Source organism: Streptomyces sp. NPDC002055, assembly GCF_040296705.1.
Taxonomy (GTDB): domain Bacteria; phylum Actinomycetota; class Actinomycetes; order Streptomycetales; family Streptomycetaceae; genus Streptomyces.
The window spans coordinates 87,966-102,067 of sequence record NZ_JBEOXS010000021.1; the positions used below are offsets into that span (position 1 = coordinate 87,966).

The following is a 14,102-nucleotide window of genomic DNA, read 5'->3' on the forward strand; positions in this document are numbered from 1 at the left end:
GCCGGAATTGATGATTGAGCCCTAGATGGGCGGTGAATGTCAGGTGATGCGGACCACATTCAGGTGCAGGGCGGGTCTCGGCTGGGGCGCGCGCATCCGAGTGGCTGGGCGAGCGAGCGCCCGCGCGCCGGAGTGGCGGCTCCGCCCGAGGGTTGGGGGCTGTGGCCGGACCAGTCACACCACCCTCAGGACTCCCCGCCCTGAGGGAAGCGGATCACGTGCGCCATGTCACAGCCCGAGGGCGTGACATCGGTCTCATCGGGCCCCGGGCAGCGTGGGGCCTACGTCTCGACGGGCCGGGGTGCCCCTCGATGGGCGTCCGCGACGGGGCAGGGAGCCCGCCCAGCCGCGTCTGCGCGCCCCCGCCTCAGTCCGTACCGCCCGGCGGGGCCAGATCGACCAGCCGGGCGAGGGCGTCCCGGTGGTGCCCCGGCGTGCCGAAGGCGATCTCATCCGCCTTGGCGCGCTTCAGATAGAGGTGGGCCGGGTGCTCCCAGGTCATGCCGATGCCGCCGTGCAGCTGTACGCACTCCTCGGCGGCCCGGACGGCGACCCGGGAGCAGGAGGCCTGCGCGACGGCCACCGCGACCTGCCGGTCGGGGCTCCGGTTCGCCAGGGCGTCGGCGGCGTTCCGTGCGGCGGCGCGGGCCGAGACGATCTCCAGCCAGAGCCGCGCCAGCCGGTGCTTGAGGGCCTGGAAGGAGCCGACCGGCCGGTTGAACTGGTGCCGTTCGCCGGTGTAGCGGACGGTCTCCGTCAAGCACCACTCGGCCAGCCCCAGTTGCTCGGAGGCGAGCAGTCCGGCCCCCGCCGTCAGTGCCCGCGCCACGGCCTCCTCGGCGCGGCCGGGTCCGGCCAGGCGACGGGCCGGTGCGTCGGCGAGGGTGACCCCGGCGAGCGGGCGCGTCAGGTCGAGCGGGACCCTCGGGGTGACGGTGACGCCCGGAGCGGCGGCCTCCACGGCGTACAGTCCGGCTCCCTCCGGCCCGTGGGCCGGGACGAGCAGCAGGTCGGCGCCCGCGGCACCGGCGACACTGCCGATCCGTCCGTCGAGCCGTCCGTCCGCGGTGGCCCGCACGGCAGTGGGCAGGGCAGCAGTGGGCAGGGCGGCGGTGGGCAGGACAGTGGTGGGCAGCGCGTTGGTGGGCAGGGCGGCGCCGGAGGGGAACGGCCCGGTGGACAGCGGGAGGGCGAGCACGGCGAGGGTGCGGCCGGCGGCGACCGCGCCGAGCAGGCCCGCCACGTCCCGGTCGTCGGTGTCGCAGCCGAGCAGCGCCTCCACGGGGAGCACCGCGCCCGTCAGGTAGGGCACCGGGGCCGTGGACCGGCCGAGCTCCTCCGCCACGACGGCCGCCTCCCGCGCGGAGGCGCCCTGGCCGCCCAGCTTCTCGGGCACGAGCAGCCCGGCGATGCCCATTCCGGTGGCGAGCGCCTGCCACACCTCCCGGTCGTACGGCCGGCCGGAGTCGACGAAGCGGAGGACCGCGGACGGGTCGCAGCGGTCGGTGAGCAGGGAACGGACCGCCGCCCGCAGGTCGTTCTCGGTCTCGGAGTACAGCAGGTCCGGTCCGGACGACAGCAGGTCCGGTCCGGACGTGGGCTCGGTGCCGCTCATCGGGCGAGCTCCTTCCAGGGGATGTCCTTGTCGGTACGGGGCTCGGCCGGCAGGCCCAGGACGCGCTCGGCGACGATGTTGAGCAGCACCTCGGTGGTGCCGCCCTCGATGGAGTTGCCCTTGGCCCGGAGGTAGCGGTAGCCGGCGTCCCGGCCGGTGAAGTCGACCAGTTCGGGGCGGCGCATCGTCCAGTCCTCGTAGAGCAGGCCGTCCTCGCCGAGGAGTTCGACCTCCAGTGCGCTGATCTCCTGGTTGAGCCGGGCGAAGGCCAGCTTCATCGCCGACCCCTCGGGCCCGGGGGCCCCGGCGGCGAGCTGCTGACGCAGCCGCTCCCCCGCGAGCCGTGCCGTCTCCGCGTCCACCCACAGCTCCAGCAGCCGCTGATGCAGGGCGTGGGTGCGCAGTTCGGGCCGTTCCCGCCAGAGGTCGGCGACCAGCCCGATCATGCCTCCCTCGCGGGGCACCCGGCCGCCGCCGATGGCCACCCGCTCGTTCATCAGCGTCGTCTGAGCGACCCGCCAGCCATCGCCCACTTCGCCGAGCCGGTGGCGGTCGGGGATGCGGACGCCGCTCAGGAAGACCTCGTTGAACTCGGCCTCGCCGGTGATCTGACGCAACGGCCTGACCTCGACGCCCGGGGCGGTCATGTCGCAGACGAAGTAGGTGATGCCGCGGTGCTTGGGCACGTCCGGGTCGGTACGGGCGATGAGGATGGCCCAGCGTGCGGTGTGGGCGCTGGACGTCCACACCTTCTGGCCGTCGACGATCCAGTCGTCCCCGTCCCGTACGGCGCGGGTGGCGAGCGCCGCGAGGTCGGAGCCCGCTCCGGGCTCGCTGAACAGCTGGCACCACACCTCCTCGCCCAGCCACAGCGGCCGCAGGAAGCGGCGCCGCTGCTCCTCGGTGCCGTAGGTGAGGATCGTGGGGGCGGCCATGCCGAGGCCGATGCCGATCCGGCGGGGGTCGTTGTCGGGCGCGCCGGCGGCCTCCAGTTCGGCGTCGACGACGGCCTGGAGGGAACGGGGCAGGTCCAGGCCGCCGAGGCCGACGGGGTAGTGCACCCAGGCGAGCCCGGCGTCGAAGCGGGCGCGGAGGAAAGCGGCCCGGTCGGTGGTGGCGGAGTCGTGCTCGTCGAGCAGGGCGGCCACCCGGCGGCGCAGGTCACCGGTGTCGGCGTCGGGGGCTCCCGCGGCCTCGGTGCGTGCCATGGCGCGGCTCCTTCCGGTCAGTGGCGTGGGTCAGTTGGGGGTGACGACGATGCGGCCGGTGGTGGTGCCGTCGGCGACGCGCTGCACGGCGTCCGCCGCGTCGGCGAGCGCCACCCGTTCGCTGACCAGGGGCTTGATCGCGCCCCGTGCCGCGAGTGCGGTGAGCTCACGGTGACAGGCGTCGATCGCGGCCGGGTCGTGGGCGTTGTAGAGGCCCCAGTGCAGGCCGACGATCGCGTAGTTCTTCACCAGGGCGTGGTTGAGGCCGGGGCTGGGGATGGCCCCGCTCGCGAACCCGACGACCAGCAGCCGGCCCTCGAACGCGATGCACTTGACGGACTTGGCGTAGGCGTCGCCGCCGACCGGGTCGTAGACGACATCGGCGCCCCGGCCGCCGGTCGCCTCCTTGACCGCGGCCACGATGTCCTCGGTGCGCCGGTCGATGACCAGGTCGCAGCCGAGCTCGCGGGCGGTACGGGCCTTGTCGGGGCCGCCGACGACGCCGATGACGGTGGCGCCCGCGGCCTTGCCGAGCTGGACGGCCGCGCTGCCGACCCCGCCCGCGGCGGCGTGCACCAACAGGGTCTCCCCCGGCTGCAGGTGCGCCCGCCGGTGCAGGCCGAACCAGCCGGTCTGGTAGCCGATGTGCAGCGCGGCGGCCTCGGCGTCGTCGAGGGAGTCGGGCGCGGGCCGAACGGTGGCGGCGTCGGCCACCGCGAGTTCGGCGAAGCCGCCCCGGGGCAGCGGCGGCTGGGCGAGCACCCGGTCCCCGGCCCGCCCCTCGGCGCCCTCCCCCACGGCGACGATCTCTCCGCAGATCTCGACGCCCGGCGTGAAGGGGAGCGGTGGCCGCGCCTGGTACTGGCCGCGGCAGAGCAGCGCGTCCGGGAAGTTGATGTTGGCGGCCCGGACCCGCAGCAGAAGCTGTCCCGGCCCGGCGACCGGGTCCGGCACCTCGTCGAGGCGCATCACCTCGCGGGGCTCGCCGTTCTCGTGCACTCGCCATGCCTTCATCGGGTGGCCTCCAACGAACGTCGACAGGGGGCGGCGTGCCCCGCACCGGTCGCATACTAAGCGGTCGCTCGGTTCGAGGAACAGGCCATCGCGGACGTTTTTCGGGGCGTGGCGTGGCGGTGGTGGCCGGCGTGCGACGGTCCCTGCCGGGCGGCGACGGCGGAGGCTCGCCTGCCGGCGGCAGGGCCCGGGGGCGGGGCAGGGGGCCAGGGGCGGCGCCGGGGCAGGGGCGACGTCGGGGCAGGGCCGGAAGCCGGGTTCGGGGGCCGGGCCTCGGCCGGGGCCGGTCGGCGCCGGCGCCTGGGCCTGGGCCGGGTCCGGGGCCTGGGCCGGGTCCGGGGCCTGGGCCGGGTCCGGGGCCTGAGCCAGGTCCGGGGCCTGAGCCAGGTCCGGGGCCTGAGCCGGGCCCGGGGCCTGAGCCGGGCCCGCGCCGCGCCCACCGGAGAGTGCCTGCTCCGAGGGGACGGGGCCGGCCGCCGGTGCCGGGTTCCGGTCAGCCCTTGCGGCGCGGCTGCGCCCGTACGTGCATGCGCTCGCCCTGCGGGCCGAAGAGGCTCAGGAATTCGACCGGCTCCTCGCCCGCCGGCCCGAACCAGTGCGGCAGCCGGGTGTCGAACTCCGCCGCCTCCCCCGGCCCCAGCACCAGGTCGTGGTCGGCCAGCACCAGCCGCAGTCGTCCGGAGAGCACGTACAGCCACTCGTAGCCCTCGTGGGTGCGCGGGTCGGGTTCCTCGTTCCGGGCCGGAACGACCACTTTGTACGCCTGGAGGCCACCGGGCCGCCGGGTCAGCGGCAGCATCGTTCTGCCACCCCGCTCGACGGGCTCGGAGCGGACCCGGGGGTCACCGACCGGGGGTGCGCCGACCAGCCGGTCGAGCGGGACCTGATGGGCCCGGGCGATGGGCAGCAGCAGTTCCAGGCTCGGCCGGCGGCCGCCCGATTCGAGCCGGGAGAGCGTGCTCACCGAAATGCCGGTGACGGCGGAGAGGGCGGTGAGCGTGGCTCCGCGCTCCTTCCGGATGCGGCGAAGCCGTGGCCCCACGTTCGCCAGTACCTCGTCCAGGTTCTCCGGGTCCGTCATGAGGACATCGCAGAACCGGCAAGCCCCTTTGTCAATACCGCCTGGGTTGGGAGCAGTCGGGGCGCGGCGGGGCGGCGGATGCGTCGGCGCCCCGCCGCCCGGTACGGCCGACGCGTGGGAGGCGCCGGGCGTGCGGCTCAGCGACCGGCGCGCCAGGTGAGGACGTCGGTCAGCTCGGCGCGGACTGCCGGGTCGCGGACCGCGCGCGTGGGGTCGTGGGCGACGGCCGTGAGCCGGTGCAGGCGCCGGTCCCAGGGAGGGATGACACGCCGCACGGCCACGGTCCGCTCCCCGCGCAGCCGCCTGACCTCCTTGCCGTCCAGGTACCAGCGCACGGCCGGCTGCCGGTGCGTCCCGGCGAGCCGGGGCACTCGGAGGCGGACCGTGTCCCGGCGCGTGAGCCGACGGTCCGTGGCGGGGCTGCCGGCGAGGACGGTGGCGTGCCGGTAGAAACCCGCGATCATCGCTTCGCGGCCGACGCTGTTGAACTCCCGCCCCAGGGTGCGCATGATCGAGTTCTCGCTGGGCCGGTAGAGACCGCGCGGGTGGTAACCACCCCCTTCGAAGGTCCCGGTGAGCCCGCCGTCGGGGGTCGGATCTCCGAGCCAGCGGAACCACTTCACGCGCAGGTCCGCGAGTTCGTCCGCGGTGTGCGTGGAGGTGTTCACCTCGCTCGGCTCGGGCCCGGTGTACTCCCCGTACTCGTCGTAGACGTACTCGTCGGCGAGCTTGCCCAGGGAGTGTCCGGTCTCGTGCACGGCCACCTGGCCCGACCGCTCATTGCCCCCGGCGACGGTCGCGATGCCCTCGTAACCCAAGGGGGAGACGATGTCGTTGTACCCGGCACCGCCGTACTTGGCGCTGTTGGCCACCACGACGACGAGGTCGGCCTCGGGCGCGTGGGCGGCGTAGCGCTCGACGGCGTCGGTGTCGACACAGAGCAGCCGCTCCAGGCCGTCGCACCAGAAGTAGCTGTGCAGCGCGGTGTCCCTGACCGTCTCCTGGTCCGGGTCGCCGGAGACGCCCGAGTCACGGGAGACCGCGTCGACCGCCCACACGTTGAAGAGGTTGTGGTAGGTGCTGTACGGCTGAACGCCCGTGATCTCGTCCCACTTCTCCCGGGCGTCGGTGCGGAACCGGGCGAGTTCGTCGGCGGTGTAGCCGTCACCGATGACGACGACGTCGAGCTTCTCCTCGGTCGGGCCGTTCTCGACAACGGGAGTCACCTCGCCGTCGCCCGCCACCGGGCCCGCTCCGCGGCCGATCCGCCCGGGAGCGCGGGCCGGCACCTCGACGGTGCGGGGATGGGCGGCCGGAGAGGGGAAGTACTCGACCCGGTGCGTGGCGCGGTCCCGGCCGGACGGCACAGCGGCCGCCCCGGAATCCGAAGCGGCCGCCAACGGGGCCGCGGCGAGCACCAGTCCGGTGACGAGCCCGACGGCCGCACGAAATCTGCCTATGTACACTGCGTTCCTCCCGGGTGGGGCGGGGACGGAGCATGCTGATAAGCGCCGATGTAAGCGCTGTTAATCAGCGAGTCAACCTAGAGGGCACAGCAGTGAGCGGCAATGGGCTGTCACATAACAGTTGATGAGAGCTCGTCAGCTTGCTCGGGTGGCCGCCGCATCGCAGACGACATGCATCGGATACTCCGTAGCCGACCGGGCAATGGACATGCACTTACACTGACGCTCGCTCAACCGGTCAGGGTTCGCGCGGTGTTCATGATCCGACGCGCGCCCCGGCCGCCGTGCCGGCATCCCGGTCGATGCCCCACCCGAACGGCTGTCGAGGAGCGTCCGGCCCCGCCAGGCGCGAGCGGCGTCCGGTCTGACTCCCGTCCCATCCCGTGACGCCCCGCCCCCGTCCCGGGGCTTCACGCCTCATCGCGAGGCTTCACGCCTCGTCGCGGGACAGGGCAAGCAGCCGGTCCAGGACGCGGGTGCCGCTGCTGCGGACGCCGTCGTGCTCGAATTCGTCGGTGACCCAGCTGCGCAGGCCACCGATGGCGCGGGCGGTGCGCAGGGCGTGGGCGGCGTCCACGTACATGTCGTCGTGGTACACCGCCGCGGCGACCGGGACCTCGTTGGCGGCGAGCCGCTCCGGGTCGTACAGCGGTGCCCAGCCGGTGCGTTCGGCCAGCAGGCGGCCGGTGTCCCGGAGCGGGCGCAGGGCCGGGTCGGTGTCGAGCATCCAGGGGTAGATCATCTCCCCGGTGAAGAGCACCGGCTCCCCGGCGTCCAGGGCCCGTCCGGCGTCGAACTCCGGGAACTCGGACCGGACCCGCTGCGCCGCCCAGTCCGTGGCGGCCCCGTCCTGTGCGTAGATCGACTCGTGGAGCAGGGCGTAGAGCGGGCTCGCCGCGCCGGAGAGCACCCCGCGGACGGCTTCGAGGAACGCATCGGACAGCTGCGGGCCGGACGCGGTGCGGACGAAGGCGCCCTCGAGCAGGTAGTGCAGCCGGTGGGATCCGCCGGTGCCGCCGAGCAGCGTGCCCAGCGACTGGAAGGCCTCGACGGTGAGGCGGTGGCCGCCGGGCAGTTCGGCGGGGTGTTCGCGCAGCCGGCCGGCGATCCGCCGGGCGGCCTCGACGTCCTGCGGGTAGCGGGCGTAGTGGGCGCGGTTGCGGCGGGCGACCCGGGGATAGGCGGCGCGGTAGACCTCGTCCGGTCCCGCGTCGAGCGAGGGCAGACCGCCGGTGATCAGGGCGCCGCGCAGGCCCTCGGGGGCGGCGCCGAGGTAGTGGACGGCGCAGAAGCCGCCGTAGCTCTGGCCGAGCACGGTCCAGGGCGCGCCGCCGGTCAGCCGGGGGCGGATCCACTCGCAGTCCGCCACGATCGCGTCGGCGCGGAAGCGGGCCAGGTAGTCGGCCTGCTCCCGCGGGCCGCCGCGCAGCGGCAGGGTCTGCCGGCAGGCGGGGGTGGAGCGGCCGGTTCCGCGCTGGTCGAGCAGCAGGACGCGGTAATCCTGCACGGCCCGCTGCACCCAGTCGGTGGCCCCGACGGGCCGCCGGGCGCCGCATCCGGGGCCGCCCTCCAGGTAGACCAGCCAGGGCAGTTCCTCGTCCTGCCGGCCCGGGGCCGCCACCTCGCGGGCGTAGAGCTCGAGCTGCTCGCCGTCCGGTGCGGCGTGATCGAGGGGCACCTGGAAGTGATGGTCCGTGAGCACGAGTCCCGGCTGCCGGTAGCTGGTCAATTGTCCTCCTGGTCCGTCGCACCCATGGCCATTAAGCCCATAGTTAACTAGCCTTAATGGCGGATCAAACCAGTGGGGCCGCTCCCGGCCAGGGGGCCCGAGGGGCGACCGCTGAGGGGGACGGGACGGATGGCGAGCAGCACCAGTGCCGGCGGCGGCCGGGCCGGGGACTCCGGGATCGGCCGACGGGTGCAGCGACTGCGCACCGAGCTCGGACTGACACAGCGGCAACTGGCCGAACCGGAGTACACCGCCGCCTACATCTCCACCCTGGAGTCGGGCCGGGTCCGGCCCTCCGAGACCGCGCTGCGCCACCTCGCGGAGCGGCTGGGCACCAGCGTGGACGAACTGGCCACCGGGCGGCCCGCGCACCTCGCCACCGAACTGCGTCTGGGGCTCACCGACGCCCGGCAGCTGCTCGGCGCGGGGGATGCCACGGATGCCGCGGAGCTGGTGCGCAGACTACTGGTCACCGCCGAGAGGCACGGCTTCACGGCGGAGCGGGCGGAGGCGCTGATCGCCCTCGGCGACTGCGCGCTGGACCTGGGCGAGCTCACCGAGGCCCGGGAGAGCTTCGAGGCGGCCGAGCTGCTGCTGGCCGAAGAGCCCCTGCCGCGCCGGGCCGCCGCCGTACGGGGCCGCGCCGTCGCCCATCTGCTCACCGGGGAGCTCCGCTACTCCTGCTACCTGCTGGAGTCGGCGATCGACGAGCTGAACCGCAGCGGCCTGCACGACCCGGACGCGCTGGCGCTGCTGCACAGCGCGGCCATCGCCCCGTACATGGACATGGGCGCCTACGCCCGGGCCGCGCAGAGCGCCGAATTCGCGCTGGCGCTCGCCCCCAGCATCAGCGATCCGGCGCTGGTGGCCCGGATGCACCGCGGTGTGGCCCGCGCCATGATCGCCGAGGGCCGGGTGGCGGAGGCCGATGCCTCGCTCACCAAGGCGCAGGAGCTCTACCGGCAGTTGCATATCCGCACCGAGCTGGCGCACTGCCACTGGATGCGCGGCTATGTGCACGCGCAGGACGGGGATCTGGAGACGGCCGAATCCGAGCTCCGCACCGCCCGGGAGATGCTGGCGTCCAAGCGGGCCCAGCTGTTCACGGCGCAGGTGGAGGTGGAGCTGGCGGACGTCCTGCGGCGGCGCGGCCGGTGCGAGGAGGCGGCGGCGCTGCTGGGGCGGATGCTCGACGGGATCGGCGCCGCGCTCGGCCCGGAGCGCGGGGCGGTGCACGCGGCGGGCGCCCACCGGCTGCTGGGGATGATCGCCGACGACGGCGGTGCGGCCGACGAAGCGGAACGGCACTACTGCGAGGCCCTGTCCCTGCTGGAGCACTCGGGCGCGGCGGGGGACCTCGCCGACATCTGCCGGCTCCTCGGTGATCTGCTACGCCGCGAGGGGCGCACCGAGGCGGCGCTCGACGCGTACCGGACGGGGCTCGGCCACCGGCCCGCACCGGGCACCACCACGCTCGGAACGGGTCCGGCCGAACCGTCGCTGTGAGGGGTCGCCCTCCCCGGCCTCGCCACCCAGGAGCCCGGCACGGTGGTGGGGCCGTTGTCGCGTCGGCCGCCACTGCTACTGCTACTGCTACTGCTACTGCTGGCGCCACCACCCGCTGCCACCGCCCCTGCCACCACCACTGCCGCTCGGAACTGTCACTGTCTCCGCCCTGTCGGGGTGCGCCGCCGCTCCGGCGCACGCCTGCCCAAGCACCCATGTCTGCTCGGTAATTCGAAGATCAACCCACTCGTTCGAGCGATTCCGGAGTTCCGGTGGACGCTGATAGCTTCACTGGCGGCGACAAACGGTTCCCGCCGCGGAGTTATCCGCGGCGGATATCGATTTCTCGCCGAGAAAGTCTTCTGCACAAAGATGGGTGGGCGTCCATTATGACCACGTCGGTGGATTCGAATTCTTCCGCTGAGGACGGTCAGTCGCAGCTGAGCCTGGGGACGGCAGCTGCCCGCAATTTGGCGACAACGACCAAGTCCGTTCCACAGATGCAGGGAATCACCTCACGCTGGCTGCTCCGGCTGCTGCCGTGGGTCCAGGTGCCGGGGGGCGCCTATCGGGTCAACCGCCGGCTGAGCCACACCCTCGGGGACGGCCGGATCGAGTTCGTCACGACCGGGGCCGAGGTGCGGGTCATCCCGGCGGAGCTGGGCGAGTTGCCACTGCTGCGCGATTTCGGCGACAGCGAGGTGCTGGACGCGCTGGCGGACCGTTTCGTACAGCGCGAGTACGCGGCCGGTGAGGTGATCGCCGAGGCCGGCCGCCCCGCCGACCACCTCTTCCTCATCGCGCACGGCAAGGCGACGAAGCTCGCCCCGGGGCCGTACGACGAGCAGTCCGTGGTGGAGGTGCTGGCCGACGGCGCGCACTTCGGCGACCAGGCGATCGCGGCTCCCGAGGCGGACTGGTCGTACAGCCTGAAGGCCGTCACCGCCTGCACCGTTCTGGCCCTGCCGCGGCGGGACTTCGACGAGGTGGCACAGGGGGCGGAGGCGCTGCGCGGCCATCTGCGCCGCCGGGCCGAACTCCCGCGCCAGCGGCGGCGGAACGCCGAGGGGGAGGCGGCCATCGAGGTGGCGTCGGGCCACACCGGGGAGCCGGCGGTGGCGGGCACGTTCGTGGACTACGAGCTCGCGCCGCGCGAGTACGAGCTGAGCGTCGCGCAGACCGTCCTCCGCGTCCACAGCCGCGTCGCCGACCTCTACAACGAACCCATGAACCAGGTCGAGCAACAGCTCCGCCTCACCGTCGAAGCCCTCCGCGAACGCCAGGAACACGAACTCATCAACAACCGCGAGTTCGGCCTCCTCCACAACGCCGACCTCAAGCAGCGCATCCACACCCGCAGCGGCCCACCCACCCCCGACGACCTCGACGAACTGCTGGCCACGGTGTGGAAGGACCCAGGGCTGATCCTGGCGCATCCGAAGGCCATCGCCGCCTTCGGCCGGGAGTGCAACCGGCGCGGGGTGCACCCGGACGCGGTCGATGTCCAGGGGCACTCGGTCCCCGCCTGGCGCGGCGTGCCGATCTTCCCGTGCAACAAGATCCCCGTCACCGGCGCACGCACCAGCTCCATGATGGTGCTGCGCACCGGCGAGGCCGCCCAGGGCGTCATCGGGCTGCACCGCACCGGGATCGAGGACGAGTACGAGCCGGGCCTCTCGGTGCGCTTCATGGGGATCGACGAAAAGGCCATCATCTCCTATCTGGTGAGCGCCTATTATTCCGCCGCGGTTCTCGTCCCGGATGCCATGGGAATTCTGGAGAACGTGGAAGTCGGGCACTAGGCCCGCACCCTCTTCCCGCACAGGGACTCCGCGCACAGGATTCCTTGCGCAGGATTCCTCGCACTAGATTCCCCGCACAACGACAGCACAGCGGACCCGATTCCCATGCTGTCCGCCGCACCGGCACGGTCCGGTGCGCAGCCGAGCTTTTCCCATGAACAGCGAGCTTTTCCCGTGAACAGCCGGTGCCGAATCGGCTGTTCCACGACACGTACCGCACAGAAATGGGTGACATTCCCCGATGACCACGTCTGTGGAAATGAGTTCCGCCTCCGAGGACGGGCAGCAGCCTCAGCTCAGTCTGGCGACCGCCGCGGCGCGGAACCTGGCCACCACGACCAAGTCGGTCCCCCAGATGCAGGGGATCTCCTCACGGTGGCTGCTGCGCGCGCTGCCCTGGACCGAGGTCACCGCCGGCACGTACCGGGTCAACCGCCGTCTCACCCACACACTGGGGGACGGGCGCGTCGAGTTCGTCACCACCGGCGCCGAGGTCCGGGTGATCCCCGCCGAGCTGCGGGAGCTCCCCCAGTTGCGCTCCTTCGACAACGCTTCGGTGCTGGAGGCGCTGGCCGACCGGTTCGTGCAGCGGGAGATCGCCGCGGGGCAGACGATCGTGGAAGCCGGACAGCCGGTGGACCGCGTCCTTCTCATCGCGCACGGCAAGGCCGACAAGCTGGGCACCGGGAAGTACGGCGACCGCACGGTGCTGGGCGTCGTCGCCGACGGCGACCACGTCGGCGAGGATCTGCTGACCGGGCAGGGCGGCGACTGGCCCTTCACCCTGCGGGCCGCGACCACCTGCACCGTGCTGGCCCTCCCCCGGCACGCGCTGGACGAGGTCACCGCGCGGTCCGAGGCGCTCCAGGCGCATCTGGAGGAGTTCCGCGCGGCGCCCCGGCTCCCGCAGAACAAGCACGGTGAGGCGGCCATCGAGCTGGCCTCGGGGCACAGCGGCGAGTTCGCGCTGCCGGGCACGTTCGTGGACTACGAGCTCGCGCCGCGCGAGTACGAACTGAGCGTCGCGCAGACCGTCCTCCGCGTCCACAGCCGCGTCGCCGACCTCTACAACGAACCCATGAACCAGGTCGAGCAACAGCTCCGCCTCACCGTCGAAGCCCTCCGCGAACGCCAGGAACACGAACTCATCAACAACCGCGAGTTCGGCCTCCTCCACAACGCCGACCTCAAGCAGCGCATCCACACCCGCAGCGGCCCACCCACCCCCGACGACCTCGACGAACTGATCTCGCGGCGCCGGAAGACGCAGCTGCTGCTGGCGCACCCGACGACGATCGCGGCGTTCGGCCGGGAGTGCAACTGCCGGGGTCTCTACCCGCAGGGGGTGGAGTACATGGGGCAGCAGGTGCGGGCCTGGCGGGGCATTCCGCTGCTGCCGTGCAACAAGATCCCGGTCACCGAGGCGCGGACGAGTTCGATCCTCGCGCTGCGGACCGGTGAGGCCGACCAGGGCGTGGTCGGCCTGCGCCAGACGGGGATCCCGGACGAGGTGCAGCCGGGGCTCAATGTGCGGTTCATGGGCATCAACGAGAAGGCCGTCATCTCCTACCTGGTGAGCGCCTACTTCTCGGCCGCCGTCCTGGTGCCGGACGCTCTGGGCATCCTGGAGGACGTGGAGGTCGGCCACCAGGACGGGTGACGCGCCCGGGACGGTGCATGCGGCGCGGCGGGGTCTCCCTCCCCCGCCGCGCCGCATGCCGCCTCGCGGCTGCTGCCGCACCTCGGGCGTCAGATGAGCCGCTTCTCCCGGAGGTACGAGCGGGCCACATCGGCGGGCAGCCGGCGCCAGCTGTCCACCTGCTCGTTGAGCCGCGTCAGGTCCTCGGTGGTCAGCACCCGGTTGAGCGCGTTCAGCGCGTCCACGGCCCGGGCGTCGCGGGCCCGGCCGGCGTGGAGCACGGGCACGATGTGGTCGGCGTTCTGCAGCTGCCGGTCGTCCGCGAGGAGAACCAGGCCGAAGCTGTCGAGGGTGCCGTCGGTACTGGTGGTCAGCACCAGCTGGTCCCGGCCCGACGCGACCGCCTGTTTCGCCTGGGTGGTGCCCACGCCCTTGGGGTCGACTCCGGTGACCCGGATGCCGTACCGGCGGCGCAGGCCGGGCAGGCAGTACGGCCGGCGGACACATTCGTCACCGGCCGCCAGGCGCACCCGCAGGCCGGAGGCGCCCAGTTGGGAGAGGGTCGTCAGCCGGTGGCGGGCGGCGAAGGAGCGGCTGACGGCGAAGGCGTTGCGGTCGACGGCCCGGCCCGGTTCCAGGACCGTGAGACCGCGGGCGGCGGCGAGGGGCCGCAGGGCCCGCAGGGTGGCGCCGAGGTCGGGCGAGGCGACGGGCTTCGCGTCGGGGCCGTGCTGCTTGGCCCGCAGCCAGTCGGCGAGGGTGGCGGCGTACTCGGGGACGACGTCGATCCGGCCGCTCTCCAGGGCGGGTTCGTAGAGTTCCCGGTTGCCGACGGTCAGGATGTCGGTCCGGTACCCGGCCCTGCCGAGCAGCAGGGCGTACATCTGCGCCAGCAGCTCGCTCTCGGTGAAGCCCGCCGACGCCACGGTGAGGTGCCGGCCGCCGCGCGGGGCTCCGGTGACCTCGCCCCGGCGTTCCAGGGCGGGCCCGGTCGCGCAGCCGGTCAGCAGCAGGGCGGCCATCAGGACCGTGCCGACGCGGG

10 protein-coding genes are annotated in these 14,102 nt (G+C 73.2%); 3 read left to right on the forward strand and 7 right to left on the reverse strand.

Annotated features, from left to right (window positions below; translation table 11 throughout):
* Positions 1–367: 367 nt before the first annotated feature.
* The 6 genes from ABT112_RS15690 to ABT112_RS15715 all read right to left on the reverse strand — a co-directional run bounded on the left by ABT112_RS15690 (position 368) and on the right by ABT112_RS15715 (position 8,113).
* Positions 368–1,615 carry an acyl-CoA dehydrogenase family protein gene (locus ABT112_RS15690; protein WP_351509734.1) on the reverse strand — a complete coding sequence of 416 codons (1,248 nt, stop codon included), beginning with the start codon at positions 1,613–1,615 and terminating at the stop codon, positions 368–370.
* Positions 1,612–2,823, reverse strand: a complete 1,212-nt coding sequence (locus ABT112_RS15695; RefSeq protein WP_351509736.1) for an acyl-CoA dehydrogenase family protein — start codon at positions 2,821–2,823, stop codon at positions 1,612–1,614. Before ABT112_RS15695 ends, ABT112_RS15690 begins: the two co-directional genes overlap by 4 nt.
* Positions 2,824–2,853: 30 nt before the next feature.
* The gene (locus tag ABT112_RS15700) at positions 2,854–3,837 is read right to left on the reverse strand and encodes an NADPH:quinone oxidoreductase family protein (RefSeq protein ID WP_351509738.1); all 984 of its coding nucleotides are present in this window, start codon (positions 3,835–3,837) and stop codon (positions 2,854–2,856) included.
* A gap of 493 nt (positions 3,838–4,330) precedes the next feature.
* The gene (locus ABT112_RS15705) at positions 4,331–4,918 is read right to left on the reverse strand and encodes a helix-turn-helix domain-containing protein (RefSeq protein ID WP_351509741.1); all 588 of its coding nucleotides are present in this window, start codon (positions 4,916–4,918) and stop codon (positions 4,331–4,333) included.
* A 137-nt stretch (positions 4,919–5,055) separates the two neighbouring features.
* Positions 5,056–6,384, reverse strand: a complete 1,329-nt coding sequence (locus tag ABT112_RS15710) for a M64 family metallopeptidase (protein WP_351509743.1) — start codon at positions 6,382–6,384, stop codon at positions 5,056–5,058.
* A 430-nt stretch (positions 6,385–6,814) separates the two neighbouring features.
* Positions 6,815–8,113: an alpha/beta fold hydrolase gene (locus ABT112_RS15715; RefSeq protein ID WP_351509744.1), complete on the reverse strand. Its 1,299-nt coding sequence runs from the start codon at positions 8,111–8,113 to the stop codon at positions 6,815–6,817.
* Positions 8,114–8,242: 129 nt separating this feature from the next.
* On the opposite strand from ABT112_RS15715, the gene ABT112_RS15720 reads away from it, so the two are divergent.
* The 3 genes from ABT112_RS15720 (at position 8,243) to ABT112_RS15730 (ending at position 13,081) form a co-directional block, all read left to right on the forward strand.
* Complete coding sequence (locus ABT112_RS15720) at positions 8,243–9,619, forward strand: helix-turn-helix domain-containing protein (protein ID WP_351509746.1); 1,377 nt, start codon at positions 8,243–8,245, stop codon at positions 9,617–9,619.
* Between the two features lie 389 nt (positions 9,620–10,008).
* On the forward strand, positions 10,009–11,421 hold the full coding sequence (locus tag ABT112_RS15725) for a family 2B encapsulin nanocompartment shell protein (protein WP_351509749.1): 1,413 nt from the start codon (positions 10,009–10,011) through the stop codon (positions 11,419–11,421).
* A 241-nt stretch (positions 11,422–11,662) separates the two neighbouring features.
* A complete protein-coding gene (locus ABT112_RS15730; RefSeq protein ID WP_351509750.1) occupies positions 11,663–13,081 on the forward strand; it encodes a family 2B encapsulin nanocompartment shell protein in 1,419 nt (472 codons plus the stop codon).
* Between the two features lie 89 nt (positions 13,082–13,170).
* Here the strand turns inward: ABT112_RS15730 and ABT112_RS15735 are convergent, their stop codons facing one another.
* Positions 13,171–14,082: an ABC transporter substrate-binding protein gene (locus tag ABT112_RS15735; protein ID WP_351509752.1), complete on the reverse strand. Its 912-nt coding sequence runs from the start codon at positions 14,080–14,082 to the stop codon at positions 13,171–13,173.
* Between the last annotated feature and the right edge of the window lie 20 nt (positions 14,083–14,102).

What these genes read in the sequence shown, in the direction of transcription:
- ABT112_RS15690 (WP_351509734.1), bottom strand. Translation starts at nt 1,615, where the DNA reads ATGAGCGGCACCGAGCCCACGTCCGGACCGGACCTGCTGTCGTCCGGA.
- ABT112_RS15695 (WP_351509736.1), bottom strand. Translation starts at nt 2,823, where the DNA reads ATGGCACGCACCGAGGCCGCGGGAGCCCCCGACGCCGACACCGGTGAC.
- ABT112_RS15700 (WP_351509738.1), bottom strand. Translation starts at nt 3,837, where the DNA reads ATGAAGGCATGGCGAGTGCACGAGAACGGCGAGCCCCGCGAGGTGATG.
- ABT112_RS15705 (WP_351509741.1), bottom strand. Translation starts at nt 4,918, where the DNA reads ATGACGGACCCGGAGAACCTGGACGAGGTACTGGCGAACGTGGGGCCA.
- ABT112_RS15720 (WP_351509746.1), top strand. Translation starts at nt 8,243, where the DNA reads ATGGCGAGCAGCACCAGTGCCGGCGGCGGCCGGGCCGGGGACTCCGGG.
- ABT112_RS15725 (WP_351509749.1), top strand. Translation starts at nt 10,009, where the DNA reads ATGACCACGTCGGTGGATTCGAATTCTTCCGCTGAGGACGGTCAGTCG.
- ABT112_RS15730 (WP_351509750.1), top strand. Translation starts at nt 11,663, where the DNA reads ATGACCACGTCTGTGGAAATGAGTTCCGCCTCCGAGGACGGGCAGCAG.
- ABT112_RS15735 (WP_351509752.1), bottom strand. Translation starts at nt 14,082, where the DNA reads ATGGCCGCCCTGCTGCTGACCGGCTGCGCGACCGGGCCCGCCCTGGAA.